Source organism: Janthinobacterium violaceinigrum (assembly GCF_009208555.1).
Classification (GTDB): domain Bacteria; phylum Pseudomonadota; class Gammaproteobacteria; order Burkholderiales; family Burkholderiaceae_D; genus Janthinobacterium; species Janthinobacterium violaceinigrum.
This window is the reverse complement of sequence record NZ_WFLI01000002.1, coordinates 40,287-65,587: the sequence shown is the minus strand read 5'-3', so window position 1 is coordinate 65,587 and position 25,301 is coordinate 40,287. Positions and strand designations below refer to the sequence as shown.

The 25,301-nt window shown below is 62.5% G+C and carries 24 protein-coding genes; 23 read left to right on the top strand and 1 reads right to left on the bottom strand.

Annotation, left to right across the window (positions count from 1 at the left end):
• Positions 1–201: 201 nt before the first annotated feature.
• The 4 genes from GCN75_RS01950 (at position 202) to GCN75_RS01935 (ending at position 5,622) form a co-directional block, all read left to right on the top strand.
• On the top strand, positions 202–2,178 hold the full coding sequence (locus GCN75_RS01950) for a glycosyl hydrolase family 18 protein (protein ID WP_405002772.1): 1,977 nt from the start codon (positions 202–204) through the stop codon (positions 2,176–2,178).
• A gap of 77 nt (positions 2,179–2,255) precedes the next feature.
• Positions 2,256–3,296, top strand: coding sequence for a cupin-like domain-containing protein (locus GCN75_RS01945; RefSeq protein WP_152281117.1), 1,041 nt, complete (start codon positions 2,256–2,258; stop codon positions 3,294–3,296).
• A 297-nt stretch (positions 3,297–3,593) separates the two neighbouring features.
• Complete coding sequence (cfa, locus tag GCN75_RS01940) at positions 3,594–4,751, top strand: cyclopropane fatty acyl phospholipid synthase (RefSeq protein WP_152281263.1); 1,158 nt, start codon at positions 3,594–3,596, stop codon at positions 4,749–4,751.
• Between the two features lie 28 nt (positions 4,752–4,779).
• Positions 4,780–5,622: a LysR family transcriptional regulator gene (locus GCN75_RS01935; protein ID WP_152281116.1), complete on the top strand. Its 843-nt coding sequence runs from the start codon at positions 4,780–4,782 to the stop codon at positions 5,620–5,622.
• Positions 5,623–5,687: 65 nt separating this feature from the next.
• On the opposite strand, the gene GCN75_RS01930 is transcribed toward GCN75_RS01935, so the two are convergent.
• The gene (locus tag GCN75_RS01930) at positions 5,688–6,374 is read right to left on the bottom strand and encodes a Bax inhibitor-1/YccA family protein (protein WP_034752039.1); all 687 of its coding nucleotides are present in this window, start codon (positions 6,372–6,374) and stop codon (positions 5,688–5,690) included.
• Between the two features lie 222 nt (positions 6,375–6,596).
• On the opposite strand from GCN75_RS01930, the gene ndk reads away from it, so the two are divergent.
• The 19 genes from ndk (at position 6,597) to GCN75_RS01835 (ending at position 25,300) form a co-directional block, all read left to right on the top strand.
• Positions 6,597–7,013: a nucleoside-diphosphate kinase gene (gene ndk, locus GCN75_RS01925; protein WP_070223377.1), complete on the top strand. Its 417-nt coding sequence runs from the start codon at positions 6,597–6,599 to the stop codon at positions 7,011–7,013.
• A 124-nt stretch (positions 7,014–7,137) separates the two neighbouring features.
• Positions 7,138–8,313 (top strand): 23S rRNA (adenine(2503)-C(2))-methyltransferase RlmN, encoded by a 1,176-nt coding sequence (gene rlmN / locus GCN75_RS01920; protein ID WP_071326298.1) that lies wholly within the window; start codon positions 7,138–7,140, stop codon positions 8,311–8,313.
• Positions 8,314–8,324: 11 nt separating this feature from the next.
• Complete coding sequence (gene pilW / locus GCN75_RS01915) at positions 8,325–9,125, top strand: type IV pilus biogenesis/stability protein PilW (protein WP_226941010.1); 801 nt, start codon at positions 8,325–8,327, stop codon at positions 9,123–9,125.
• Positions 9,126–9,192: 67 nt separating this feature from the next.
• On the top strand, positions 9,193–10,116 hold the full coding sequence (locus GCN75_RS01910) for a helix-turn-helix domain-containing protein (RefSeq protein WP_319633276.1): 924 nt from the start codon (positions 9,193–9,195) through the stop codon (positions 10,114–10,116).
• Positions 10,117–10,166: 50 nt separating this feature from the next.
• Entirely contained in the window at positions 10,167–11,435 is a 1,269-nt protein-coding gene (gene ispG / locus GCN75_RS01905) for a flavodoxin-dependent (E)-4-hydroxy-3-methylbut-2-enyl-diphosphate synthase (RefSeq protein ID WP_152281113.1), read from the top strand.
• 32 nt (positions 11,436–11,467) lie between these two features.
• Positions 11,468–12,829 (top strand): histidine--tRNA ligase, encoded by a 1,362-nt coding sequence (gene hisS, locus GCN75_RS01900; RefSeq protein WP_077407312.1) that lies wholly within the window; start codon positions 11,468–11,470, stop codon positions 12,827–12,829.
• A gap of 54 nt (positions 12,830–12,883) precedes the next feature.
• A complete protein-coding gene (locus tag GCN75_RS01895) occupies positions 12,884–13,552 on the top strand; it encodes a tetratricopeptide repeat protein (protein ID WP_152281112.1) in 669 nt (222 codons plus the stop codon).
• 85 nt (positions 13,553–13,637) lie between these two features.
• Positions 13,638–14,783, top strand: a complete 1,146-nt coding sequence (bamB, locus tag GCN75_RS01890) for an outer membrane protein assembly factor BamB (RefSeq protein ID WP_152281111.1) — start codon at positions 13,638–13,640, stop codon at positions 14,781–14,783.
• Between the two features lie 4 nt (positions 14,784–14,787).
• Positions 14,788–16,134 carry a ribosome biogenesis GTPase Der gene (gene der / locus GCN75_RS01885; protein WP_070221915.1) on the top strand — a complete coding sequence of 449 codons (1,347 nt, stop codon included), beginning with the start codon at positions 14,788–14,790 and terminating at the stop codon, positions 16,132–16,134.
• A gap of 249 nt (positions 16,135–16,383) precedes the next feature.
• Complete coding sequence (hfq, locus tag GCN75_RS01880; RefSeq protein WP_008450615.1) at positions 16,384–16,620, top strand: RNA chaperone Hfq; 237 nt, start codon at positions 16,384–16,386, stop codon at positions 16,618–16,620.
• A gap of 114 nt (positions 16,621–16,734) precedes the next feature.
• Positions 16,735–17,958: a GTPase HflX gene (gene hflX / locus GCN75_RS01875; protein WP_152281110.1), complete on the top strand. Its 1,224-nt coding sequence runs from the start codon at positions 16,735–16,737 to the stop codon at positions 17,956–17,958.
• A 2-nt stretch (positions 17,959–17,960) separates the two neighbouring features.
• Complete coding sequence (gene hflK, locus GCN75_RS01870) at positions 17,961–19,253, top strand: FtsH protease activity modulator HflK (RefSeq protein ID WP_152281109.1); 1,293 nt, start codon at positions 17,961–17,963, stop codon at positions 19,251–19,253.
• Complete coding sequence (hflC, locus tag GCN75_RS01865; RefSeq protein WP_099667091.1) at positions 19,253–20,140, top strand: protease modulator HflC; 888 nt, start codon at positions 19,253–19,255, stop codon at positions 20,138–20,140. Before hflK ends, hflC begins: the two co-directional genes overlap by 1 nt.
• A 270-nt stretch (positions 20,141–20,410) precedes the next feature.
• Complete coding sequence (locus GCN75_RS01860; RefSeq protein ID WP_152281108.1) at positions 20,411–21,571, top strand: ATP phosphoribosyltransferase regulatory subunit; 1,161 nt, start codon at positions 20,411–20,413, stop codon at positions 21,569–21,571.
• Between the two features lie 3 nt (positions 21,572–21,574).
• Positions 21,575–22,888 (top strand): adenylosuccinate synthase, encoded by a 1,314-nt coding sequence (locus GCN75_RS01855; protein ID WP_086147765.1) that lies wholly within the window; start codon positions 21,575–21,577, stop codon positions 22,886–22,888.
• Positions 22,889–22,954: 66 nt separating this feature from the next.
• The gene (locus GCN75_RS01850; protein WP_034752020.1) at positions 22,955–23,500 is read left to right on the top strand and encodes a phosphoribosyltransferase; all 546 of its coding nucleotides are present in this window, start codon (positions 22,955–22,957) and stop codon (positions 23,498–23,500) included.
• A gap of 65 nt (positions 23,501–23,565) precedes the next feature.
• A complete protein-coding gene (locus GCN75_RS01845) occupies positions 23,566–24,075 on the top strand; it encodes a GNAT family N-acetyltransferase (RefSeq protein ID WP_152281107.1) in 510 nt (169 codons plus the stop codon).
• Entirely contained in the window at positions 24,072–24,998 is a 927-nt protein-coding gene (locus GCN75_RS01840; protein WP_152281106.1) for a WD40 repeat domain-containing protein, read from the top strand. Before GCN75_RS01845 ends, GCN75_RS01840 begins: the two co-directional genes overlap by 4 nt.
• Entirely contained in the window at positions 24,995–25,300 is a 306-nt protein-coding gene (locus GCN75_RS01835; RefSeq protein ID WP_152281105.1) for an NIPSNAP family protein, read from the top strand. Before GCN75_RS01840 ends, GCN75_RS01835 begins: the two co-directional genes overlap by 4 nt.
• Position 25,301 lies beyond the last annotated feature (1 nt).

The window sequence follows — 25,301 nt, the reverse complement described above, 5'->3', positions numbered from 1 at the left end:
CGTTTTTCGCGCGAAGTGGTATTGCGCGGTTTGATGCCACTTCAAAACCACTTGACCGCCTATTTTTTCAGCAGCATGCTGTTCTTGCAACTGCAGAAAAACAAGATCACAGGGTAGCTCTTATCGAAGCAGAGTGGTATTTCCGCAACCTGAACAGGAGACAACGTGGAAAATTTAATACTCAGAAAGACGATCAGAAACATGATGGTATGCCTGGCCAGCGGTGGCGTGCTGGCCGCTTGCGGTGGCGGCGGCGACGCCGGCGCACCGGGCGGCGCGCAATTGCTGGCGGCCAGTGCGGCGGTGGCCTGCGTGCCATGGCAGGAGGGCGGCACGTATAACGCGGGCACGGTGGTCACTTACCTGGGCGCCAACTATACGGCCCTGGTGACGCAGACCGATCACGTGGGCTCGGGTTGGAATCCCGTCGCCACGCCTAGCCTGTGGAGCGCGGGCGGCACCTGCGATGGCGGCACCACGCCGACCCCAACGCCGACTCCGACCCCGACGCCCACACCCACGCCGACACCGGCGCCTACGCCAAATCCAACGCCCACCCCGACGCCAACGCCAACCGGCGGCACCTGCGCGCTGGCATGGGTGGCCAGCACGGCCTACAGCGCGGGCGCCACCGTCAGCTATGCGGGCACGAATTACCGCGCCAACTACTGGACACAGGGCGACAACCCGTCGACCAGCAGCGGCGCCGCCGGCACGGGCAAGCCATGGACCAGCCAGGAAATCTGCAGCATCACGCCGACTCCTACCCCGACGCCAACGCCAACCCCAACGCCAACCCCAACGCCAACCCCAACGCCGACGCCAACTCCGACCCCAACCCCGACGCCGACGCCGACCCCGACCCCAACGCCAACGCCAACGCCAACGCCAACGCCAACGCCGACCCCAACGGGCCGCGAAGTGGGTTCCTATTTCGCGCAATGGGGCGTGTATGGCCGCGACTATGAAGTGGCGAACGTGCATTCCAGCGGCGTGGCCGACAAGCTGACCTTCATCAACTACGCTTTCGGCAACATCTATCCGAAGAATGGCGGCTACGAGTGCGGCATGATCACCAAGACGGAGCCGGGCGCGTCGAATCCGAATTCGCCGGATGCGGGCACGGGCGGCGATGCCGAGGCCGACTACATCCGCACGCCGAAGCGCACCGTCGATGGCCAGGCCATCCCGTGGGACGCTCCCTTGTCGGGCAACTTCCTGCAGCTGAAAAAGCTGAAGGCGGCGCACCCGAACCTCAAGCTGTTCATTTCGCTGGGCGGCTGGAGCTGGTCGAAGAACTTCTCCGTCGGCTCCGCCACCGATGCGCTGCGCAAGCAGATGGTGCGTTCGTGCATCGACATTTACATCAAGGGCAACCTGCCGGTGCAGGGCGGACGCGGTGGCGTGGGGGCGGCAGCCAACATCTTTGACGGCATCGACATCGACTGGGAATATCCGGTCGGCGGCGGCCAGCCGTACAACACGGTCAGCCCCAACGACAAGCGCAACTTCACCTTGCTGATGGCGGAATTCCGCAGCCAGCTCGATGCGCTCGGTGCAGCCAACGGCAAGCGCTATCTGCTGACGGCCGCTGTCGGTGCGGGCAAGGACAAGATCGACAACACGGAACCGGCCCTGTACTCGCAGTACATGGATTGGATCAACCTGATGACCTACGACTTCCACGGCGGATGGGAAAACAGCACCAACTTCAACGCCCAGCTGTTTGCCGACCCTGCCGATCCGTCGACGGGCATGGCGCGCGAATACGTGGGCGACAAGGCGGTGCAGTACATGATTGCCGCCGGCGTGCCGCGCGACAAGCTGTTGCTGGGCATACCGTTCTATGGCCGCGGCTGGACGGGCGTGGCGCCGGGACCGAACGGCGATGGCCTGTACCAGGCTGCCACGGGCACGGCGCCGGGCACCTACGAGTCGGGCATCGAGGACTATAAAATCCTCGTGGCCAAGTCCGGCACGCGCTACTACCATCCCGTCACCAAGCAGCTGTACCTGTACACGGGGGCGGGCGGCCAGTGGTGGAGCTATGACGATCCGACCGTCATCGGCACCAAGGTGAAATACGTCAAGGACCAGGGCTTGCGCGGCGCGTTCTCGTGGGAACTCGATGGCGACGCGAATGGCGTGCTGGCGACGGAGGTGTGGAAAGTGCGCTGATACTGCGCTAGAGTAGGATGCAGTCGGGCGGCATTGCTGCCCGGCTGCTTTATCACATAAAAAAACAGGAGACGGCGATGGCGGCGGTATCGACATTGGGAGTCAAGCAGCAGACGCAGGAGCAGGAGCTGAGCCGCGAATGGCGCAGCTGGATCGCGGAAAACCTCATGCTGGGCAGCCACCCATCGGCGCTGATGCCGGTGCTGCAAAAGGCCGGCATCGCCGAGCCGCTGGCGCACCGCGAAGTGGAACTGGCGCTGCACAGCCCCTACTTGGCCGGCGCCGTGCGCTTGTCGAACCGGCTGGCCAAGCGCGACTGGGTGATCGACATCCAGCGCAAGCTGAACCACCTGCGTCCTCCCGAGATTCCGCGCCGCGACAAGCTGTCCGCGCAGCAATTCCTGGACGAATACTATTCCACCAACCAGCCCGTGATCATCACGGGCATGATGGACGACTGGCCCGCCATGGCCAAGTGGAGCCCGGCGTATTTCCGCGAGCATTACGCGCAGCGCGAAGTGGAAGTGCAGTTCGGCCGCGAGGCGGACGCGCAGTACGAAATGAACAGCGTGGCGCACAAGCGCAAGATGGCCTTTGGCGAGTACGCCAGTCTGGTCGAGGGCAGCGGCGCCACCAACGATTTCTACATGACGGCGAATAACAATTCGCAGAACCGGCAAGCCTTGCGCGAGCTGTGGGACGATATCGGCCAGCTGCCCGAATACCTGCGGCAGGATGGCGGCCCCACGGGATTTCTATGGTTCGGCCCGGCCGGCACGGTGACGCCGTTCCACCACGACCTGACGAACAACTTCATGGCGCAGGTCAAGGGGCGCAAGCGGCTGCGCATCATGGCTGCCTGCGAGGTGGCGCGCGTGTACAATCAGCGCCACTGCTTTACGCCCGTCGACGGACGCGACATCGACCTGCAGCGCTATCCGCTGATGGCCGACGTGCAGGTGCGCGAATGCGTGCTGGCGCCCGGTGAAATCCTGTTTTTGCCCGTCGGCTGCTGGCATTTCGTCGAGGCGCTCGACATCTCCATGACGGTGGCGTTTACCAATTTCAAATGGGATAACGATTTCTACACGAAGTATCCACCGAATCACGACTTTTGATTGCGGCGCCGCATGGCGCGAACCTGCCGTGAACAGCCGCCGTACAGGCGGCTTTTTTCATGCTACGGCACGCTTCGTGCTGCATATATTTCCATAGAATAATTGATTCAAATCATTTTGAAGCAAATATTTTGATATGAACGGTCATGATGTTTCATTATCCAGATGGCGATGGCGGGCGGATAATTTTATTGCTGGTGCGCCGCCGGGCACCTGATGACTTGCCGGCGCGCGCCAGCACCGACAACCATCTGGAGGCGGCAGGGCATGAACACGCAGCACACGACACAAGCACGAATGCAGTTGCAACAGACACCGGCAAGTGGCGCCGGACGCCAGCCCGACACGCGGCTGACCCGCGAAGCGGCCGAACTGCTGGCCAGGGCCGACATCCACCTGAATGGCCGCGCCGCCTGGGACATGCAGCTGCGCAAGCCGGGCGTGCCCGAACGCGCCTTTGCCAGCGGCAACCTGGGCCTGGGCGAAGCGTACATGGATGGCGACTGGGATGCGCAGCAGCTCGACGAATTCTTTTGCCATCTGCTGCGCGCCCGGGTGGCCGACGACGTGCGCCCCATGCGCCTGGCCTTCCACGCGCTGTATGCGCGCCTGTTCAACCTGCAGACGGAGCGCCGCGCCTGGATGGTGGGCAAGGAACACTACGACCTGGGCAACGCCTTCTATGCGGCCATGCTCGATCCGCGCATGACCTATACCTGCGGCTACTGGAAGGATGCGGCCAACCTGGCCGAGGCGCAGGAAGCCAAGCTGGACCTCGTCTGCCGCAAGCTGCGCCTGGAACCGGGCATGCGCGTGCTCGACATCGGCTGCGGCTGGGGCAGTTTCATGCGCTATGCGGCGGAAAACTACCAGGTGCAGTGCGTGGGGGTGACGATCTCGAAAGAGCAGGCCGCGTATGCGCGCAGCCTGCCGGGCGGCGAGCACCTGGACTTCCGCCTGCAGGATTACCGCGACACGGACGAGAAATTCGACCGCATCGTCAGCATCGGCATGTTCGAGCACGTGGGGCATAAAAACCACCGCACCTTCATGGAAGTGGCGCACCGCTGCCTGGAAGACGACGGCCTGTTCCTGCTGCACACGATAGGCAAGAACAAGCGCCATTCCACGTGCGATCCGTGGATCGACAAATACATCTTCCCGAATGGCGACCTGCCGTCGATCGGGCAGATCGGCGACGCCATGGATGACCTGTTCGTGGCCGAGGACCTGCACAACTTCGGCGCCGACTACGACAAGACCCTGATGGCCTGGCATGCCAATTTCGAGCAGGCGTGGCCGCAGTTTTCCGCCCAGCTGGGCGAGCGCTTCCACCGCATGTGGTCGTACTACCTGCTGTCCTGCGCGGGTGCCTTCCGCGCGCGCGACTTGCAGCTGTGGCAATGGGTCTTGTCGAAGCAGGGCGTGCTGGGCGGTTACGAGCGGGTCAGTTGAGAGGCGCGGCAACTGATATGATGGATTGATGGACATTAATCAAGCGCGTACCTTCCTGGAAGTGGCTTCCTGCGGCAGCTTCATCATGGCGGCCGAACGCATGCACGTGACGCAGACGGCCGTCAGCGCCCGCATCCGCACCCTGGAGCAGCAACTGGGGCGCCAGCTGTTTGTGCGCAACAAGGCGGGCGCGCGGCTGACGTCGGCCGGCGAGCGTTTCATGCGCCACGCGGCCACCATGGTGCAGGTGTGGGAAAGGGCGCGCCACCAGGTGGCCTTGCCGCCGGGGCGCGAAGATGCCGTCAGTATCGGCTGCGAGCTGAGCTTGTGGCAGCCGCTGCTGGGCGACTGGCTGATACGCATGAGCCGCGATTGTCCCGAGATCGCCCTGCGCGCGGAAGTCGACAGCCCCGCGCGCCTGCTCGACGCCGTGCACGACGGCTCGCTCGACCTGGCCGTGCTGTACAACCCGCCGCAGCGCCCGGGCCTGGCCAGCGAACTGCTGGCCGAGGAAAAGCTGGTGATGGTGACCACGCGCGCCGACGGGCAGATGCATGCCGATACCTACGTGTACGTGGACTGGGGGCCCAGCTTTGCGGCCAATCACCAGGCGACGTACCCGGAGCTGAGCAGTCCGCCCGTCTCGATTTCGCTGGGACCGCTGGCCCTCGTGTACCTGCTGGAAGTGGGTGGCGCCAGTTATTTCCGTATCGGCTCGGCCCAGCCCTATCTCGATGCGGGCCTCCTGCACCGCGTGCGCGACGCGCCCGAGTTCTCGCATTCCGCCTATGCCGTCTACGCTGCCCAGCGCGACAACCCCACCCTGGACCGCGCCCGCGCCTGCCTGCTGGAGGTGGCGGAAAAGGTGTAGTGAAGCTGCAGACGTAAAAAAGCCGACCCGCGGGTCGGCTTTTTGTTCAAGCGCAATGCCTGGTCTTAATCGCGGCTGCCGCCAGCGAAACCCAGCAAGGACAACAGGCTGGTGAAGATGTTGTACACGTCCAGGTAGATGCGCAGGGTGGCCGAGATGTAGTTGGTCTCGCCGCCGTTGATGATTTGCTGCACGTCATACAGGATGTAGGCCGAGAAGATGGCGATGGCGACCATGGAGATCACGATCGACAGTGCCGACAGGCCCAGGAAGATGTTCGCCACCGATGCCAGGATCAGCACGATCACGCCGGCGAACAGCCATTTGCCCATGGCCGAGAAGTCGCGCTTCGACACCGTGGCGATGGTGGCCATCACGGCCAGGATCGTGGCCGTGCCGCCGAACGCCGTCATGATCAGCATGCCGCCGTTCGAGTAGCCGAGCGTGCGCGTCAGGATAGGCGTGAGCATCAGGCCCATGAAGAAGGTAAAGCCCAGCAGGACGGCGACGCCCAGGCCCGAGTTCTTGGTTTTTTCAATCGCGTACATGAAGCCGAATGCGACGGCCATGAAGATGATGAAACCCATGCCGCCGGTCAGCATCGGCAAATGCATTTGCACGCCGATGAAGGCGCCCAGCACGGTCGGTATCATGGACAGTGCCAGCAGCCAGTAAGTGTTGCGCAAGACCTGGTGGCGGACTTGCTGCATGCCTCCCGACAGGTCAAAGGTGCGTTGCATGTTCTGATTCATAGTGCCTCCGTGTTGTCAATTCAAATTACTACTTTGCCCAAGGATAGCATGGACCCCGGTTTTTACAAAAAAACCAGCTTAAGATTTAATTAAACTCAGGCAAGGGCAGAAGATGCCCACCTGCCTGTCTGGGTGATATGGGGTGGAGTATGGTAAAATCAAAGGTTGATTGAGTTATCAATTTACCGTTTTAAACCTTTCTTTTTATTGGAGTTTTCACACATGGCAATCGAACGCACCCTGTCGATCATCAAACCAGACGCAGTTGCAAAAAACGTAATCGGTCAAATCTACACCCGTTTTGAAAACGCTGGCCTGAAAATCGTTGCAGCACGCATGACCCAACTGTCGCGCGAACAAGCTGAAGGCTTCTACGCAGCGCACAAAGAACGCGGCTTCTTCAAGGATCTGGTCGACTTCATGGTTTCCGGTCCAGTCATGATCCAAGCCCTGGAAGGCGAAAACGCCGTTCTGGCCCACCGTGACCTGATGGGCGCGACCGATCCGAAGAAAGCAGAAAAAGGCACGATCCGCGCCGATTTCGCCGATTCGATCGACGCCAACGCCGTACACGGCTCCGACGCTGTCGAAGCTGCTAAAGTGGAAATCGCTTACTTCTTCCCAGAACTGAAGGCTTAATTGCCTTAGATAACGTTATTTCCTGGCGTTATCTGTGAAATAACTTATCACCCCCTGTTCCCGCTGCGCTGTGGTGCTTTGCCCCTGATGCGCGCGGGGACGGATTTTTAGAATAGACATGATCATGAATACGACGACCCTCACCAACTTGCTGGACCTCGATCCCGCGCAACTCATCGCCTACTGCGCCGAGTTGGGAGAGAAACCGTTTCGTGCGAAACAATTGCAACGTTGGATACACCAGTTCGGCGCTTCCGATTTCGACGCCATGACGGACCTGGCCAAGTCGCTGCGCGACAAGCTGGCCACGCGCGCCGAAGTGCGCGCCCCGGCCATCATCAGCGACCATACGTCGACGGATGGCACGCGCAAGTGGCTGGTCGACGTGGGCAATGGCAATGCCGTGGAAACCGTGTTCATTCCGGAAGACAACCGCGGCACCCTGTGCATCTCGACCCAGGCCGGCTGCGCCGTGAACTGCCGTTTCTGCTCGACGGGCAAGCAAGGCTTTAACCGCAACCTCAGCGTTGGCGAAATCATCGGCCAGCTGTGGATGGCGGAATTCGAATTGCGCCGCACCAAGGGCATCGAACCGGGCCCGAAAGGCGAGCGCCAGATCACCAACGTGGTGATGATGGGCATGGGCGAGCCCCTGCTGAACTTTGAACCGACCGTCACGGCCCTGAAATTGATGCTCGACGACAACGCCTACGGCCTGTCGCGCCGCCGCGTGACCTTGTCGACCTCGGGCGTGGTGCCGATGATGGACAAGCTGTCGCAGGAAGTGCCGGTGGCCCTGGCCGTTTCGCTGCACGCCTCGAACGATACCTTGCGCGACGGTTTGATTCCACTGAACAAGAAGTACCCGCTGAAGGAATTGATGGCGGCCTGCAAGCGCTACCTGGAATTCGCCCCGCGCGATTTCATCACCTTCGAATACTGCATGCTCGATGGCGTCAACGACAGCGACGAGCACGCGCGCGAACTGCTGGCGCTGGTACAGGACCGCGAGTTCGGCGTGAACTGCAAGTTCAACCTGATCCCGTTCAATCCTTTCCCCGAGTCGGGCCTGTTCCGCTCGAAAAACCCGCGCATCAAGGCGTTTGCCCAGGTGCTCATGGATGGCGGCATCATCACCACCGTGCGCAAGACGCGCGGCGACGATATCGATGCGGCCTGCGGCCAGCTGGCGGGCGAAGTCAAGGACCGCACGCGGGTGCAGGAACGCATGGAAAAGATGACTGAGTATCAACAGAAATTTGGCGCCAATTTCGGCAAGATCGTGGAAATCCGCTCCTGATGAGGGAAGGCATGGCTTACCAACGCTCGCTCGCTGTGGCCGCTGTCTGCCTGGCTGTGCTGCTGGTCGGCTGTGCTTCCGCTCCTGCCGCGAGCCGCGCTGCGGCCGCTGGCCAAGAGGGGCAGGCCAGCGCCGATGAGCGCGCCGCGCTGCGCCTGCAGCTGGCCAGCGCGTATTATGCGCAAGGCCAGCTCGACGTGGCCCTGGCGGAAGCGGAACAAGCCGTGCAGCTGGCGCCGAACGATGCGCAGGCTTACGGCGTGCGTGCCCTGATCCTTGCGGCCCAGCGGCAAACTGGGCCTGCCGAGAAAGATTTCCTTTACGCTTTGCGCCTTGCGCCCCACAATCCTGAGTTGAGCAATAATTACGGCCTGTTTTTGTGCCAGACGGGACGCGCCGCGCAATCGCTGGCGTATTTCGATGCGGCGCTGGCCGATGCGGCGTATGTGTCGCCGGAAAAAGCGCTCAACAATGGGGGCGCTTGCAGCCTGGCCCTGAATGATTACCCGCGTGCCGGCGCGTATTTGATGCGCGCGGTACGGATCGCACCGGACGTGGCAGTAACGAATGCCGGCCTGGTGCGCGTGTATTACCAACAGCAAGACTACCGGCAGGCGGCTTATTATTTGCAGCGGCTGGGCAGGATAGCAACAATGGAGAGCCAGACGGCCGATGTGCTGTGGCTCGGGATCAAGGTGCAGCATAAGCTCGGGGATGCGGGTGCGGAAGCTGGCCTGGGGGCGCATTTGCGCAACCACCATTCCGGCTCCCCCGAATATGCTGCTTATCAAAATGGGGCGTTTGATGAGTGAGACAGGGATACCAATGAATTCAGAGTGGGCAGAAACGCCTCAGCAGCAGCCCCAGGGCAATCTTGCGTTGGCAGGCGCACAGTTGAAGGCGCAGCGCGAAGCGCTGGGCTGGCCCGTGGAACAGGTGGCCGACCAGCTCAAGCTGGCGCCGCGCCAGGTGATCGCGCTGGAAGAGGGCGACATGGCGGCCTTGCCGAACGTGGCCGTGGTGCGCGGTTTCGTGCGCGCCTATGCCAAGGTGGTGCGTCTCGACGCGGCGCCGCTGGTGGCCATGATCGAAGTCCACCCGGCGCCGGCGCAAGACCCGGCCGCGCCCGTGCGACGCGAGATTTCCGCCACGTTTTCCGAATCGCGCTTCCCGTCGATGACGCAGCGCTCGTCGAACCAGACTCCCCTCTGGATCGCCGGCGCCGTGGCCGTCGTCGTGGCCGCCGCCTTCGGCGCGTATAAACTTGGCTATGTGCCGGCCAGCCTGCTGTCTTCGCACGCGGAGAAAGAAACGGCGCATGCGGACGTGGGCCCCGTGGAAACGACCCTGATCAAGCCGGGCCAGGATCTGACGCCCGTGCAGACGCCGTCCGTGCCCCTGATTTCCGTGCCGCCGCCGCCAGGCAACGACACGCAGACGGGCGCACCGGCCGCCAACGCCGCGTCGGCGCCGGCCGTGGCCGCCGTACCGCCAGCGGCCGTTCCGGCGCCCGCGCCAGCGGCGACGGCTGCCGTTGCGCCGCCCGTTGCCGCCGCAGCCGTGGGCGCCAATGCGCTGGTGCTGAAGGTGGAGCAGGATTCGTGGGTGGAAATTCGCCGCCCTGGCACCACGCCGCTGATTTCGCGCATGGTCAAGGCGGGCAGCACGGAAACGTTCGATATCACGGGCCCGGCCACCCTGGTGGTGGGCAAGCCGGGTGTCGTGCAGGCAACCTTGCGCGGCGCTAAGCTGGATCTGCCGACCGTTGCCGGCGGCACGATCTCGCGCGTGAGCATCAAATAAGCATCCAGTACATCAGGCAACCAGTTCAAGCAAACTCAGAAGATAATATTATGGCTACCTCGAAAACAGCGATCGGCTCTGGTCCATCCGGCCGGCGCGACAGCCGCAAGGTGCTGATCGCGCACGGCCAGCGCCAGATCTGGGTGGGCGGCGACGCCCCCGTGGTGGTGCAGTCGATGACGAACACGGATACGGCCGATGCCATCGGCACGGCGATCCAGATCAAGGAACTGGCGCGTGCCGGTTCGGAACTGGTGCGCCTGACGGTGGACCGTCCGGAAGCGGCTGCGGCCGTGCCCTACATCCGCGAGCAGCTCGACAAGATGGATATCGACGTGCCGCTGGTGGGCGATTTCCACTATAACGGCCATACCCTGCTCAACGATTACCCCGATTGCGCGCGCGCGCTGTCGAAGTACCGCATCAATCCGGGCAACGTGGGCAAGGGCGCCAAGCGCGACACGCAATTTGCGCAAATGATCGAAGCGGCGTGCCGCTACGACAAACCCGTGCGCATCGGCGTGAACTGGGGCAGCCTGGACCAGGCCTTGCTGGCGCGCATCATGGATGAAAACGCGGGCCGCGCCGAACCGTGGCCGGCGCAAGCCGTCATGTATGAAGCGCTGGTGACGTCGGCCATTGAAAATGCCGTGCGCGCGGAAGAACTGGGCCTGGCCCGCGACAAGATCATCCTGTCCTGTAAAGTGTCCGGCGTGCAGGACCTGATCGCCGTGTACCGCGAACTGGCCCAGCGCTGCGACTATCCGCTGCACCTGGGCTTGACGGAAGCGGGCATGGGCAGCAAGGGCATCGTGGCGTCCACCGCGGCCCTGGCCGTATTGCTGCAGGAAGGCATCGGCGACACCATCCGCATTTCGCTCACCCCGGAACCGGGCGGCGACCGTACGCGCGAAGTGATCGTCGGCCAGGAAATCTTGCAAACCATGGGCTTGCGCAAGTTCGCGCCCATGGTGATCGCCTGCCCAGGCTGCGGCCGCACGACGTCGACCACCTTCCAGGAACTGGCCGACAATATCCAGACGTATCTGCGCGAGCAGATGCCGGAGTGGAAAAAGTCGTATCCGGGCGTGGAAGCGATGAACGTGGCCGTCATGGGCTGCATCGTCAACGGTCCCGGCGAATCGAAGCATGCGAATATCGGCATCAGCCTGCCCGGCACGGGCGAGTCGCCGGCCGCACCCGTGTTCGTGGATGGCGAAAAAGTCGTTACCCTGCGCGGCGAACGCATCGTCGAGGAATTCCAGGACATCGTCTTGAATTATGTAAAGAGTCACTACGGAAAAACGGTTGCCGCCTGAGCCTGATCCGATCAAAAGCAAAGAAGAACACTATGTCCGAAAATAAGAAATTCGATAAAATTACCGCGGTGAAAGGCATGAATGACGTGCTGCCCGCCGACGCCCCGCTGTGGGAATTGTTTGAAAACACGGCGCAGTCCGTGCTGCAAAGCTATGGCTTCCAGCAGATCCGCACGCCGATCGTGGAAGAAACGAAATTGTTTGCGCGCGCCATCGGCGCCGTGACCGATATCGTGGAAAAGGAAATGTATTCGTTCACCGATTCGATGAACGGTGACAACCTGACCCTGCGTCCTGAAGGCACGGCCGGCGTGGTGCGCGCCGTGGTCGAGCACAACCTCGTCTACGAAGGCCCGAAACGCCTGTGGTACAAGGGCCAGATGTTCCGCCACGAGCGCCCGCAAAAAGGCCGCTACCGCCAGTTCCACCAGTTCGGCGTGGAAGCCATCGGTTTCACGGGCCCCGATATCGACGCGGAAATCATCATGCTGTCGCGCCGCCTGTGGGACGACCTGGGCCTGGAAGGTATCCGCCTGGAACTGAATTCGATCGGCGACGCGGCCGAGCGCCTGCGCCACCGCGCGGACCTGATCGCCTACCTGGAAAGCCACAGCGAGCTGCTGGACGAAGAAGCCAAGCGCCGCCTGCACAGCAATCCGCTGCGCATCCTGGACACCAAGAACCCGGCCATGCAGGACCTGGTCAATGGCGCGCCGAAGCTGCTGGACTACCTGGGCGAGGAATCGCTGGCCCACTTCCACGGCGTGCAGAAGATCTTGAATCACAACAATATTCCGTTCACCATCAATCCACGCCTGGTGCGCGGCCTCGATTACTACAACCGCACCGTGTTCGAGTGGGTCAGCGACAAGCTGGGCGCGCAAGGCACGGTCTGCGCCGGCGGCCGCTATGACGGCATGGTGGAAATGTTCGGCGGCAAATCGACGCCCGCCGTCGGTTTCGGCATGGGCGTGGAGCGCCTGGTGCTGCTGATGAAGGACGCGGCCGAACCGGAAGCCCCGGCCCAGTGCGACGTCTATCTGGTGCACCAGGGCGAGCAGGCAGGCTTGCAAGCCTTCGTGCTGGCCGAGCGGATTCGCGATGCGGGCCTCGACGTTGTGCTACATTGCGCAGCGAGCAACGGTGGCGGCAGCTTCAAGACGCAAATGAAAAAGGCCGATGCCAGCGGCGCGGCGTTTGCCGTGATCCTGGGCGACGATGAAATCGCCAACAATGTGGCCACGGTGAAAGCCATGCGCGAAGCCGATGCCGGCGCGCAGCAGAACACGGTGCCGTTCGACGATGTCGTCGATTACGTGGTGGACCAGATCATCGGCGACCACGATTGCGGCCATGACCACGGTCCTGGCGGCCACGTGCATCACCACCACTGATTTGCAGCAAGACCGTTGTACCCTCGATCAACTACTCATTCAAACTGACGACCCATGGCATACGATCACGAAGAACAAGAACAACTGGCAACCCTCAAGGCCTGGTGGCAGCGCAATGGCAATCTGACCTCCTGGGTCCTGATCGTGGCGCTGGCAGGCTACAGCGGCTGGGCCGGCTGGCAGTACTACCAGCGCACGCAGGCTGCGCAAGCGGGCCAGCTGTACGACGAACTGCAGAACGCCATCGCCGCCAAGGATACGGCCAAGGTGATGCGCGCGGCCGGCGACATGCAATCGCGTTTCAGCGGCACGGCGTATGCGCAGATGAGCGCCCTGTCCGCGGCGAAGGTGGCGTTCGACGCGAATGACCTGAAAACGGCCAAGACCCAGCTGCAATGGGTCGCCGAGCACGGCACGGAAGAGTACAAGGCCATCGCCAAGCTGCGCCTGGCCGGCGTCCTGCTGGATGAAAAAGCCTACGATGAAGCGCTGAAAGTGCTGGCGACGGCGACCGTGGCGCAATTTGCGGGCGCCGTGGCCGACCGCAAGGGCGACGTGCTGGTTGCGCAAAACAAGCTGGCCGAGGCACGCACGGCCTACCTGGCTGCGCTGGCCGCGACGGACAAGAACAATCCAGGCCGTCAATTGATCCAGGTCAAACTGGAAGCGATCGGCGGTACGGTACCGGAAGACAAGGCCAAGGCTGACAAGGCTGCCGCCTGACAGGAACACTGATGGTTTGGCCGCGCGGCGTGTTGTGCCGCCGGCCTAGCCCTTACAAGTACAAGAAAAAGGTTGGATAACACTTATGCGTGTCACTGAAAAGCTGGTAGCTGCAAGTCTGTTGGCCCTGATGGCCGGTTGCTCGTCGTGGAACCCGTTCGCCTCGAAAGATCCGAAAGTCGAGCCGGCCAAGCTGGTCGAGTTAAAATCGAGCATCGCCGTGCGCGACGCCTGGAAGTATTCGATCGGCAAGGCCGGCGTGTACGCGTTTACGCCTGCGCTGGCCGGCAACAGCCTGTACGTGGTCAATGCCGATGGCGCGCTGGCGCGCCTGGATGCGGCCAGCGGCCGTGAAACGTGGCGCGTCAAGGCGGGCAGCGACATCACCTCGAGCGCCGGCAGCGATGGCACGCTGGTGGCCGTGGGCGCCGCCAAGGGCGCCGTGCTGGCCTTTGATGCCGACGGCAAGCAGCTGTGGAAGGCGCAGGCGTCCAGCGAAGTGCTGACGCCGCCTGTCGTGGGCCAGGGCGTGGTCGTCGTGCGCAGCGTGGACAACCGCATCGTCGGCTTCGACGCCAAGACGGGCGAACGCAAGTGGACGGTGCAGCGCGCCACGCCGGCACTGACCCTGCGCAATGCGCCGGGCATGGTGCTGGGCGGCGCGAACGTGTATGTGGCCCAGCCGGGCGGCAAGCTGCTGGCACTGACGGCCGCCACCGGTGTGGTACGCTGGGAGATCGTCGTCAGCGAACCGCGCGGCGCTACCGAACTGGAGCGCGTCTCCGACATCGCCGGCACGCCGGTGGTGTTCGAAGGCGAAGTGTGCACCGTCACGTACCAGGGCAAGGCCGGCTGCTTCGATGCCGCCACGGGCGTGCCGCGCTGGACCAAGCCGATCTCGTCCGATGTGGGCGTGGCCGTCGACCAGCGTTTCGTGTTTGCAGCAGACGCCCAGGGCGCCGTGGTGGCGTTCAGCCGCGAAGGCGGCCAGAGCGCCTGGAAGAATGAGGCGCTGGCGCGCCGCCGCCTGTCGACGCCGGCCTCGTTTGGCCGCAGCGTTGCCGTCGGTGACTATCAAGGTTATATCCACTTCCTGTCACGGGAAGATGGCGCATTAATAGGTCGGGTCAGTACCGACGGCAGTCCGATTGTTTCGGCTCCCGTTGTTGCCGGTTCGAATTTGATTTTTCAAACCCAATCAGGGACAGTGACCGCTCTCGCGGTCGAGTAATACAATGAAGCCGGTAATTGCACTAGTAGGTCGACCCAATGTTGGGAAATCGACTTTATTCAATCGTCTGACCCGCTCGCGCGATGCGCTGGTGGCGGATTTGCCTGGGTTGACGCGCGATCGTCACTATGGCGAAGGCCGTGTCGGCGAACGTCCCTTCCTGGTCATCGATACGGGTGGTTTCGAACCCGTCGCCAAGGAAGGCATCATGCACCAGATGGCACTGCAGACCAAGCAGGCCGTGGCCGAGGCCGACGTGGTGGTGTTCATCGTGGACGGCCGCCAGGGCCTGACCCCGCATGACAAGACCATCGTCGACTTCCTGCGCAAGAGCGGCCGCCCGGTCTTGCTGGTGGTCAACAAGAGCGAAGGCATGCGCTATACGGCCGTCGTGTCCGAATTCTATGAATTGGGCATGGGCGATCCGTATGCGATCTCGTCGGCGCACGGCGACGGCGTCAACGACCTCGTCGAAGTGATGCTGGACCTGGCGTTCGCGCAGCGTCCGGATGAGCCAGAAGAGCTGGAAAAGACGGACCGCGGCATCAAGATCGCCCTCGTCGGCCGCCCGAACGTGGGCAAGTCGACCTTGATCAACACCCTGCTGGGCGAAGAGCGCGTGATCGCCTTCGACATGCCGGGCACGACGCGCGATTCGATCGAGATCCCGTTCGAGCGCGATGGCCAGCAATACACCTTGATCGACACGGCCGGTATCCGCCGCCGCGGCAAGGTGTTTGAAGCGATCGAGAAATTCTCGGTGGTGAAAACCCTGCAGTCGATTTCCGAAGCCAACGTGGTCGTGCTGATGCTCGACGCGCAGCAGGATATTTCCGAGCAGGACGCGCATATCGCCGGCTTCATCCTGGAATCGGGCCGCGCACTGGTGGTGGCCGTGAACAAATGGGATGGCTTGCAATCGCACCAGCGCGATGAAATCAAGATCGATATCGACCGCAAGCTCGATTTCCTGTCGTTTGCGCAGATGCATTTCATTTCGGCGCTGAAGGGCACCAACATCGGTCCGCTGATGAAGTCACTTAACGCGGCGTATGCAGCCGCCATGTGCGACCTGTCGACGCCGAAGCTGACGCGCGCCCTGATCGAGGCTGTGGAGAAGCAGGAACCGCGCCGCAAGGGCTCGATTCGTCCGAAGCTGCGCTACGCCCACCAGGGCGGCATGAACCCGCCTGTGATCGTTATTCACGGCAATGCACTCGACGCCGTTGGCGATCCATACAAGCGCTATCTGGAAAAACATTTCCGCGATACGTTTGCTCTGGTCGGCACGCCGCTGCGCATTGAACTGCGCACGGGTAAAAACCCGTTTGCACGCACGCCAAGCAAGTAAAATTGCGCTGAGTATTGTGCTGGATTAAGTATCAATTAAGGCGCCGCAGAGATAATGCGGCGCCGACAGCCAATTCAATGGCTCTTGCACGGAAATAATAAAGTGTTAATGCGCCATGCGCGACAGCGATCGCGAAAACAGGTTACAGTAGCTATGAAGCATCTTTCTCTCTTTGAAAGGTGTGAGAGCACTTGAAATCAAGCGAGTCGCCTCCAATTCTTACACAACAACATAAACAACGGAGCTGTTATGAGCAACAAAGGGCAACTGTTACAAGACCCATTCCTCAATGCATTACGCAAAGAGCATGTTCCTGTCTCGATCTACCTGGTCAATGGCATTAAATTGCAGGGCCATATCGAATCGTTCGATCAATATGTCGTATTGCTGCGCAATACGGTGACACAGATGGTGTACAAGCATGCCATCTCGACAGTGGTGCCGGCCCGTGCCGTCAATCTCAATATTGAATCTGAAGCGGAGTAAAGCGTTGAGCTTGACGGCCCAGCGCCTTTCACCCTCCATCGCCCCCGTCCGCGCCAGCGGCGCTGATGCGTTTGCATCGGCGTCGGCGTCCGCCGCAACTTATCTGATGCCATCATGCGCGCGGCACTAGTCGGGGTTGACTTCGGTCACAGCGACTTCGCCGCCAGCATGGAGGAACTCATGCTGTTGTCGCGCTCGGCTGGCGCGGACCCGATTTCCACCATCACGGCCAAGCGTTCCAGTCCCGATTCCGCGTATTTCGTCGGCAGCGGCAAGGCCGATGAAATTGGCGACGTCGTCGTCAACGATGGCCTGGAAATCGTCATCTTCAACCACGCCCTTTCACCTGCCCAGCAGCGCAATCTGGAAAAGCGCCTGAATGTGCGCGTGCTCGACCGTACCAGCCTGATCCTCGACATCTTCGCGCAGCGCGCGAAGAGCCACGAGGGCAAGCTGCAAGTCGAGCTGGCCCAGCTGCAGCATCTGGCCACGCGCCTGATCCGCGGCTGGACCCACTTGGAACGGCAAAAGGGCGGTATCGGCTTGCGCGGTCCCGGCGAGACGCAGCTCGAGACCGACCGCCGGCTGATCGGCGACCGCGTCAAGGCCTTGCGCGCGCGCCTGGAAAAGCTGCACAAGCAGCGCGAAACGCAGCGCCGCGCGCGCGGCCGCAATCACACATTCTCCGTGTCCCTGGTCGGCTATACCAATGCCGGCAAGTCGACGCTGTTCAATGCCGTGACCAAGGCTGGCGTGTATGTGGCCGACCAGTTGTTCGCCACCCTGGACACCACCTCGCGCCGGGTTTACCTGGGCCAGGACGTGGGCAATGTGGTGATCTCCGACACGGTCGGCTTCGTGCGCGAATTGCCCCATCAGCTGGTGGCCGCTTTCCGCGCCACGCTCGAAGAAACCATCCATGCCGATCTGCTGCTGCACGTCGTCGACGCCGCGTCGCCGGTGCGCATGGAGCAGATCGAGCAGGTCAACTTGGTCTTGAAAGAGATCGGCGCCGATCATATTCCGCAGATTCTCGTGTGGAACAAGATCGATGCGGCCGGGCTGGAGCCTTCGGTGGAGCGCGACGAATATGCTACGATCAGTCGCGTGTTCGTCAGTGCGCAGAAGGGCAGCGGGCTCGACCTGCTGCGCGATGCCATTGTCGAGATGGCCAGGAAGGCGCCCGGTTCGGCTCACCTCTATCAGCAAGGCGAAGCACAGCAGGAAGATCAGTTTGACGGTCAGTACGACCAGCACGATGGCGCCGCCCCGGACCAGGACGAAGAGCCTGGCGAGGACGATAGGTTTTCCACCCACTCCCAAGTCGGAACACGATAGTTATGCTTGTCTCCCTACTCAAAAAAACAGGCTTGAAGTTGTCCCTGAACGATCCCCGCTGGGGCAATCGCAAGGACGACGGCAAGAAAGCCCAAGAAGGCAAAAAGCCCGGCGAAGGTCCGCCGGACCTCGATCAGCTGTGGCGCGATTTCAATCAGCGCCTGAACGCCTTTTTCGGACAGAAGAACCGTCCCGACAACGGCGGCAATAACAACGGCGGCGGCAGCGGCCCGCGTCCCGACATGAAGGGCGCCGGCATCACCGCCGGCGTGGTCGGCGTGATCGCCGTCTTCATCTGGCTCGCCAGCGGCGCCTTCATCGTGCAAGAGGGCCAGAACGGCGTCGTGCTTACGTTCGGCAAGTACAGTCACACCACGCCGGCCGGTTTCAACTGGCGCTGGCCGTACCCGTTCCAGACCGACGAAACCGTCAACGTGTCGCAGGTGCGCACGGTGGAAGTGGGTTATCGCCAGTCGCTGCGCAACAAGCAGGCCAGCGAGTCGCTGATGCTGACGGACGATGAGAACATCATCGACATCCAGTTCGCGGTGCAGTACACCCTGAAAGACCCCGTGGCGTGGCTGTTCAACACGCGCGACCAGGAAGACACCTTGCGCCAGGTCGCCGAAACGGCGATCCGCGAAGTGGTCGGCCGCAGCAAGATGGACTTCGTGCTGTACGAAGGCCGCGAAAAAGTGGCTTACGATACGCAGCAGCTGATGCAGCAGATTCTCGACCGCTACAAGGTCGGCGCCGTCATCACCAACGTGACGATGCAGGCCGTGCAGCCGCCGGAGCAGGTGCAAGCCGCCTTCGACGATGCCGTCAAGGCTGGCCAGGACCGTGAACGCCAGAAGAATGAAGGCCAGGCCTACGCCAACGACGTCATTCCAAAAGCGCGCGGCGCCGCTTTCCGCCTGATGGAGGAAGCCGCAGCCTATAGCGCGATGGTGACCGAGAACGCGGCCGGTAATGCTTCGCGCTTCAAGCAGGTGCTGGTCGAGTACCAGAAGGCGCCGGTCGTCACGCGCGACCGCATGTACCTGGAAACGATGCAGCAAGTGTTCAGCAGTGCCAGCAAGGTCATGGTCGACGCGAAGACGGGCAGCAATCTGCTGTACCTGCCGCTCGACAAGCTGATCGCCCAGACGGCTGCCACCGATGCCGCCGCTACCGCCGCCCGTGCTGCCGCGACACCCGCAGCCAACACCGTTTTGCCACAGGAAGCCATGCCGACAGTAGAAGTCAATACGCGCCGCGACAGCCGCTCTTCGCGTGAACGGGAGAGCCGCTAATGAACCGTATCGTAGCCGCCCTGATCGCGGGCTTTATCGCGATCATGCTTTTGTCCTCGACCGTGTTCGTGGTCGACCAGCGTAAGTATGCGGTCGTCTTCGCCCTCGGCGAAGTCAAGGAAGTCATCAGCACGCCGGGCCTGTATTTCAAGCTGCCGCCGCCGTTCCAGAACGTGCTGTACCTGGACAAGCGCATCCTGACCCTGGATACGCCGGAGCCGGAACGCTTCATCACGGCCGAGAAGAAGAACATCCTCGTCGACGCCTACGTGAAGTGGCGCATCGCCGATCCACGGCTGTATTTCCGCAGCTTTGGCGGCGATGAAAAGCCGGCCCGCAACCGCATGTCGCAAATCGTCAAGGCGGCGCTGAACGATGAAATCACCAAGCGCACCGTGCGCGAAGTGATCTCGGGCCAGCGCGGCAAGGTGATGGAAGCGATCCTGGCCAAGGTGTCGGCCGAAGCCAAGGCCATCGGCGTAGAAATCGTCGACGTGCGCCTGAAACGCGTCGATTACGTCGAGCAGATCAACAACTCCGTGTACGAGCGCATGAAGTCCGAGCGCGTGCGCGTGGCCAATGAGCTGCGTTCGACCGGTTCGGCCGACTCCGAGAAGATCCGCGCCGACGCCGACAAGCAGCGCACGGTGATCCTGGCCGAAGCGTACCGCGAAGCCGAGAAGATCCGCGGCGAGGGCGATGCCAAGGCATCGCAGATCTATGCGGAAGCGTTTGGCAAGAATCCGGAGTTCTACAAGTTTTACCGTAGCCTGGAAGCCTACCGCGCCACCTTCAAGGACAAGGGCGACGTGATGGTGGTCGATCCGAGTTCGGAATTCTTCAAGTACTTCAAGGGCGGCGGCGCAGCCGGTCCGGCCAAGAAGTAAGGCAGCATCCAGACTGCGCCTGTCCGCAATGACGGGTGCGGCAGCAGCGGGGCCGGCGTGAATGCCGGCCCCGTTTTTTTGTGCCCGCCATGCTGTTGCGGGAAGGCGTAAAATGCGGTGTTTTTAGGGCTGTGCGGCAGCGTTTCGGACAACTTATCCCTAAAGGCCCGTGTTTTCGCGTAAAATATCAGGTTCGGCCTCTTGCCTGGCGCGCCTGCCGCTGCCTCGCATGATGCATTTTTTCAACTTTCTTCCGTATCTCGCTCCCTCATGCCGAATTGGCTTTTGCCCGAAAATATTGCCGATGTTCTGCCGTCGGAAGCGCGCAAGATCGAAGAGCTGCGCCGCCTCATGCTGGATAATTTCCGTCTGTACGGATATGAACTGGTCATGCCGCCGCTGCTCGAGTATCTGGAATCGCTGATGACTGGCGCTGGCAAGGATACCGACCTGCGCACGTTCAAACTGGTCGACCAGCTGTCGGGCCGCATGCTCGGCCTGCGCGCCGACATGACGACGCAAGTGGCGCGCATCGACGCCCACCTGCTCAACCGTGCCACCGTCACCCGCCTGTGCTACGCCGGCAGCGTGCTGCATACCCGTCCGTCGGGCCTGCACGCCACGCGCGAGCCGCTGCAGATCGGCGCCGAGATCTATGGCCACGCGGGCCTGGAAGCGGATGCCGAGATCCAGGAACTGGCGCTCGCCTCGCTGGCACTGGCCGGTTTCGACAGCGTGCGCCTGGATTTGTCGCACGTGGGCCTGTTGCGCGCTATCATTGCGCAAGACGCCGCTGCCGTGCGCGACGAGGCTGCGCTGTACACCCTGCTGCGCGCGAAAGATGCGCCTGGCCTGCGCGAGCTGACCGCCGGCTACGATGCCGTGACGCGCGATGCGCTGCTGGCCCTGCCGAACCTGTATGGCGACATCGACGTGCTGGCGCGTGCGCGCGAAGTGCTGCCGCCGCTGCCGGGCGTGCTCAAGGCGCTGGCCGAACTGGCCGCGCTGGCAGGCTCTGCGCTGGGCCGCGCCGAAGTGGCGATCGACCTGGCCGACCTGCGCGGCTACCAATATGAAAGCGGCGCGATGTTTGCGCTGTATGTACCTGGCTTGCCGAACGCGGTTGCGCGCGGCGGCCGTTATGACCACGTCGGCGAAGCGTTCGGCCGGGCTCGTCCCGCGACCGGCTTCTCGCTCGATTTGCGCGAACTGGCGCGCCTGTTGCCGACCGCGGAACGGAAGCATTCGATCCGCGCGCCGTGGGGCAGCGCGCCAGAATTGAAGGAAAAAATCGCCGAGTTGCGCAAGGCGGGCGAGGTCGTGATCCAGAGTATGCCGGGTCACAGTAATGAACAAGACGAGTTCGAGTGCGATCGCGTGCTGGTACTTGCCGATAATGGTAGTAGCTGGATTCTTAAAAACTTAGGTTGAGTGATGTCAAAGAAAATTATGGCAAAGAACGTTGTTGTCATCGGCACCCAATGGGGCGATGAAGGTAAAGGCAAGATCGTCGATTGGTTGACCGATCACGCCCAGGGTGTGGTGCGCTTCCAGGGCGGCCACAATGCAGGCCACACGCTGGTCATCGGCGGCGTGAAAACCGCGCTGCAGCTGATCCCGTCGGGCATCATGCGTCCAGGCGTCGCCTGCTACATCGGTAACGGTGTGGTCGTGTCGGTACCGGACGTGCTGCGCGAAATCGACAAGCTCGAAGCCGTCGGCGTCGAAGTCGCCTCGCGCCTGAAAGTGTCGGATGCCGCACCGGTCATCCTGCCTTACCACTCGGCACTCGACCTGGCCCGTGAAGCGGCGCGCGGCGCGGCCAAGATCGGCACCACGGGCAAGGGCATCGGCCCGGCCTACGAAGACAAGGTGGCGCGTCGCGCCATCCGCGTCGCCGACCTGCTGAACGAAGCCCGTTTCGCCGAAAAACTGGCGGAAAACCTCGATTACCACAACTTCGTGCTGGAGCACTACCTGAAGGCTCCGCGCATCGATTACCAGAAGACCCTCGACGACGCGCTGGCCTACGTGCCGCGTCTGCGTCCGATGGTCACCGACGTGTCGAGCGCGCTGTACAAGGCGCACAAGGCCGGCGCGAACCTGCTGTTCGAAGGCGCGCAAGGTTCCTTGCTCGACGTCGACCACGGCACCTATCCGTTCGTCACCTCGTCGAACTGCGTGGCTGGCAATGCCGCCGCCGGTTCGGGCGTCGGTCCCGGCATGCTGCACTACATCATGGGCATCACCAAGGCGTACACGACGCGCGTCGGCTCCGGCCCGTTCCCGTCGGAACTGCCAACGGATGCAGGCGTCGGCCATCACCTGGCGCAAGTGGGCCATGAATTCGGCACCGTGACGGGCCGCGCCCGCCGCTGCGGCTGGTTCGATGCTGCCCTGCTGCGCCGCTCCGTGCAGATCAACGGCGTGACGGGCATGTGCCTGACCAAGCTGGACGTCCTGGACGGTATCGAAACCTTGAAACTGTGCACCGGCTACACCATCGACGGCGTGGCCACGGACATCTTCCCATCGGGTGCCGAAGAAGCCGCCCGCTGCGTACCCGTGTACGAAGAGATGCCAGGCTGGACGGAAAGCACGGTCGGCGCGAAATCGCTGGCGGCTCTGCCAGCGACGGCCCGCGCTTACATCAAGCGCATCGAAGAACTGGTCGGCGTACCGGTGGACATGGTTTCGACCGGTCCCGATCGTGAAGAAACGATCGTGCTGCGCCACCCATTCGAGTAAGCTGCTGGACACAATCCGCCGCAAGGCGGATTTTTTTAATCACGCTAATAATAAGATTTCACTATCATGACTACCCCACAATCGAACGATCAACATCTCTGGGTCAACTGGGAAGAGTATCACCGCCTGATCGAGCGCCTGGCGCTCAAGGTCTACGAATCGGGCTGGAAATTCGACCAGGTATTGTGCCTGGCGCGCGGCGGCGTGCGTCCCGGCGACGTGTTCTCGCGCATTTTTGATTTGCCGCTGGCCATCCTGTCGACCAGCTCCTACCGCGAAGACGCGGGCACGGTGCGCGGCGACCTCGATATCGCCAAGTACATGACCATGACCAAGGGCCCGCTGGCTGGCCGCATCCTGCTGGTCGACGACCTGGCCGATTCGGGTGTCACCCTGGACAAGGTCACGCGTCACCTGAAGGAAAACTTCCCTGACGTGACCGAAGTCAAATCGGCCGTGATCTGGCTGAAAGGCTGCTCCGTCGTGCGTCCCGACTACTTCCTGGACGAACTGCCGCACAATCCGTGGATTCATCAGCCGTTCGAAGACTACGATGGCCTGCGCCCGCACCAGCTGGCGGCGTGGATCAAGAAGGGCGAAGCAGGCAAGTAATCGCGTGCGCTCTTGCAAAAAAAAGACGATCGTGTATCGTCTTTTTTTTCGTCCAAGGAAATGCGATGACCATACTGACGACGGCGCGGCTGCGCCTGGAACCGATTACGGCAGACCACTACGAGCGCATGCGCACGCTCAACACGGATCCCGAGGTGATGACCTACCTGAACGCAGGCCAGCCCGAGACGGAAGAGGATACGCGCGCGGCGGTTGCGCGCATCACGGGCCGCTGGGCCGAATGGGGCTACTCCTGGTGGGCGCTGATCCGCCTCGACGACGGCGAGATGGTGGGCATGGCCTGCCTGCAGCACCTCGATGGCGACAAGGCCAAGCCGCATGAAATCGGCTGGCGCCTGGCCCGTACGGGCTGGGGCCAGGGCTATGCCAGCGAGGCGGCGGCCGCCATCGTCGCGCATGCGTTCGACGTCGTCGGCGTGCCCGAAGTGGTGGCCGTGGCGCACCCGGACAACGCGGCCTCGATCAAGGTCATGACGCGCCTGGGCATGCAGTACGTGGGCATGGGGCGCCATTACGACCTCGATACCGTCGTGTACCGCCTGGCGCGCCCATGACGGCAAGGCCGAAGCCCTTGAAGCTGGGTTGCAGCTACGGCGTGCGGTTTTCGCCCGATGGCACGCGCCTGGCCGTGCTGGGACGCGACCTGGTCCTGTGGGACGTGGCGGCGCGCAGCAAACTGTGGCGCGGCAAGTTCATCGCGCACATGTCGGGCATGGCGTTCTCGCCCGACGGCAGCCGGATCGCCATCAAGAGCACGACGGGCCAGATGGCCGTGGTCGATGTGCAGTCGGGACAACTGCTGCTCAACTTCCAGAACAAGAAGGAGCGCGAAGGCTCGGACCCCGCGTGGTCGCCGTGCGGGCAGCATCTTGCCGACGGCGGCTGGGACGGGCGCCTGCGGGTGCGCGACGCGCAGACGGGCGAGGTGCTCTTCATGCAGGAGCATGCGGGCGAAATGCTGCGCGATGCCTGCGCCATCGATGGCGGGCGGCGCCTGCTGGTCCAGCATGGCGTCAAATCCGTGGACGAGGGGCAGGTGCAGCCGCCCGACTATTGCAGCGTGTGGGACTGGCCGCTGCAGGCGGGGGGCGGCCGCGTGGTGCTGTCGCTGCCCGGCATCATGTCCTGCGCGCCATCGCCGGACGGCGAACGCCTGGCCGTGCTGCACCACGCTGGCGGCGACGAGTACCTGTCCGTGCATGCGATCGACGATGGCCGCGTGCTGGCCACGGTGCTGGTGGAGGCGGGCGGCGGCACGGGCAATGCCTTGCGCTGGCTGCCCGACGGCAGCGCGCTGGGACGCATCGGCAAGGGCAAGCTGCTGTTTTATGGCTGGCCCGGTCTCGAGGTCCTGGCCGACCACGCCTTTACCTATCCCTGCGCGCTGGACTTTTTGCCTGGCACGCCACTGGCCGCCATCGGCTCGTGGGAAGCGGGCATGCTGACGGATTTGAACGTTCACAAGGAAACCGCATGATCACCTGTTATTTACGCTACATCATCGATCCGTACAAACTGAAGGAATTCGAAGCCTACGGCAAGCTGTGGATACCGCTGGTCGAGCGCTTCGGCGGCCAGCACCACGGCTACTTTTTGCCATCCGAAGGCGCCAGCAACGTGGCGCTGGCCATGTTCTCGTTTCCCAGCCTGGCCCTGTACGAGCAGTACCGCAGCGACTCGATGCAGGATGCCGAATGCCAGGCCGCCTTCCGCTACGCCGAGGAGACGCGCTGCATCGTCAGCTACGAGCGCAGTTTCTTCCGGCCCGTGTTTGCCTGAA

Excerpts from the sequence above, each read along its gene's own strand:
- GCN75_RS01950 (WP_405002772.1), top strand. The coding sequence starts at position 202 with ATGATGGTATGCCTGGCCAGCGGTGGCGTGCTGGCCGCTTGCGGTGGC.
- GCN75_RS01945 (WP_152281117.1), top strand. The coding sequence starts at position 2,256 with ATGGCGGCGGTATCGACATTGGGAGTCAAGCAGCAGACGCAGGAGCAG.
- cfa (WP_152281263.1), top strand. The coding sequence starts at position 3,594 with ATGCAGTTGCAACAGACACCGGCAAGTGGCGCCGGACGCCAGCCCGAC.
- GCN75_RS01935 (WP_152281116.1), top strand. The coding sequence starts at position 4,780 with ATGGACATTAATCAAGCGCGTACCTTCCTGGAAGTGGCTTCCTGCGGC.
- GCN75_RS01930 (WP_034752039.1), bottom strand. The coding sequence starts at position 6,374 with ATGAATCAGAACATGCAACGCACCTTTGACCTGTCGGGAGGCATGCAG.
- ndk (WP_070223377.1), top strand. The coding sequence starts at position 6,597 with ATGGCAATCGAACGCACCCTGTCGATCATCAAACCAGACGCAGTTGCA.
- rlmN (WP_071326298.1), top strand. The coding sequence starts at position 7,138 with ATGAATACGACGACCCTCACCAACTTGCTGGACCTCGATCCCGCGCAA.
- pilW (WP_226941010.1), top strand. The coding sequence starts at position 8,325 with ATGGCTTACCAACGCTCGCTCGCTGTGGCCGCTGTCTGCCTGGCTGTG.
- ispG (WP_152281113.1), top strand. The coding sequence starts at position 10,167 with ATGGCTACCTCGAAAACAGCGATCGGCTCTGGTCCATCCGGCCGGCGC.
- hisS (WP_077407312.1), top strand. The coding sequence starts at position 11,468 with ATGTCCGAAAATAAGAAATTCGATAAAATTACCGCGGTGAAAGGCATG.
- GCN75_RS01895 (WP_152281112.1), top strand. The coding sequence starts at position 12,884 with ATGGCATACGATCACGAAGAACAAGAACAACTGGCAACCCTCAAGGCC.
- bamB (WP_152281111.1), top strand. The coding sequence starts at position 13,638 with ATGCGTGTCACTGAAAAGCTGGTAGCTGCAAGTCTGTTGGCCCTGATG.
- der (WP_070221915.1), top strand. The coding sequence starts at position 14,788 with ATGAAGCCGGTAATTGCACTAGTAGGTCGACCCAATGTTGGGAAATCG.
- hfq (WP_008450615.1), top strand. The coding sequence starts at position 16,384 with ATGAGCAACAAAGGGCAACTGTTACAAGACCCATTCCTCAATGCATTA.
- hflX (WP_152281110.1), top strand. The coding sequence starts at position 16,735 with ATGCGCGCGGCACTAGTCGGGGTTGACTTCGGTCACAGCGACTTCGCC.
- hflK (WP_152281109.1), top strand. The coding sequence starts at position 17,961 with ATGCTTGTCTCCCTACTCAAAAAAACAGGCTTGAAGTTGTCCCTGAAC.
- hflC (WP_099667091.1), top strand. The coding sequence starts at position 19,253 with ATGAACCGTATCGTAGCCGCCCTGATCGCGGGCTTTATCGCGATCATG.
- GCN75_RS01860 (WP_152281108.1), top strand. The coding sequence starts at position 20,411 with ATGCCGAATTGGCTTTTGCCCGAAAATATTGCCGATGTTCTGCCGTCG.
- GCN75_RS01855 (WP_086147765.1), top strand. The coding sequence starts at position 21,575 with ATGTCAAAGAAAATTATGGCAAAGAACGTTGTTGTCATCGGCACCCAA.
- GCN75_RS01850 (WP_034752020.1), top strand. The coding sequence starts at position 22,955 with ATGACTACCCCACAATCGAACGATCAACATCTCTGGGTCAACTGGGAA.
- GCN75_RS01845 (WP_152281107.1), top strand. The coding sequence starts at position 23,566 with ATGACCATACTGACGACGGCGCGGCTGCGCCTGGAACCGATTACGGCA.
- GCN75_RS01840 (WP_152281106.1), top strand. The coding sequence starts at position 24,072 with ATGACGGCAAGGCCGAAGCCCTTGAAGCTGGGTTGCAGCTACGGCGTG.
- GCN75_RS01835 (WP_152281105.1), top strand. The coding sequence starts at position 24,995 with ATGATCACCTGTTATTTACGCTACATCATCGATCCGTACAAACTGAAG.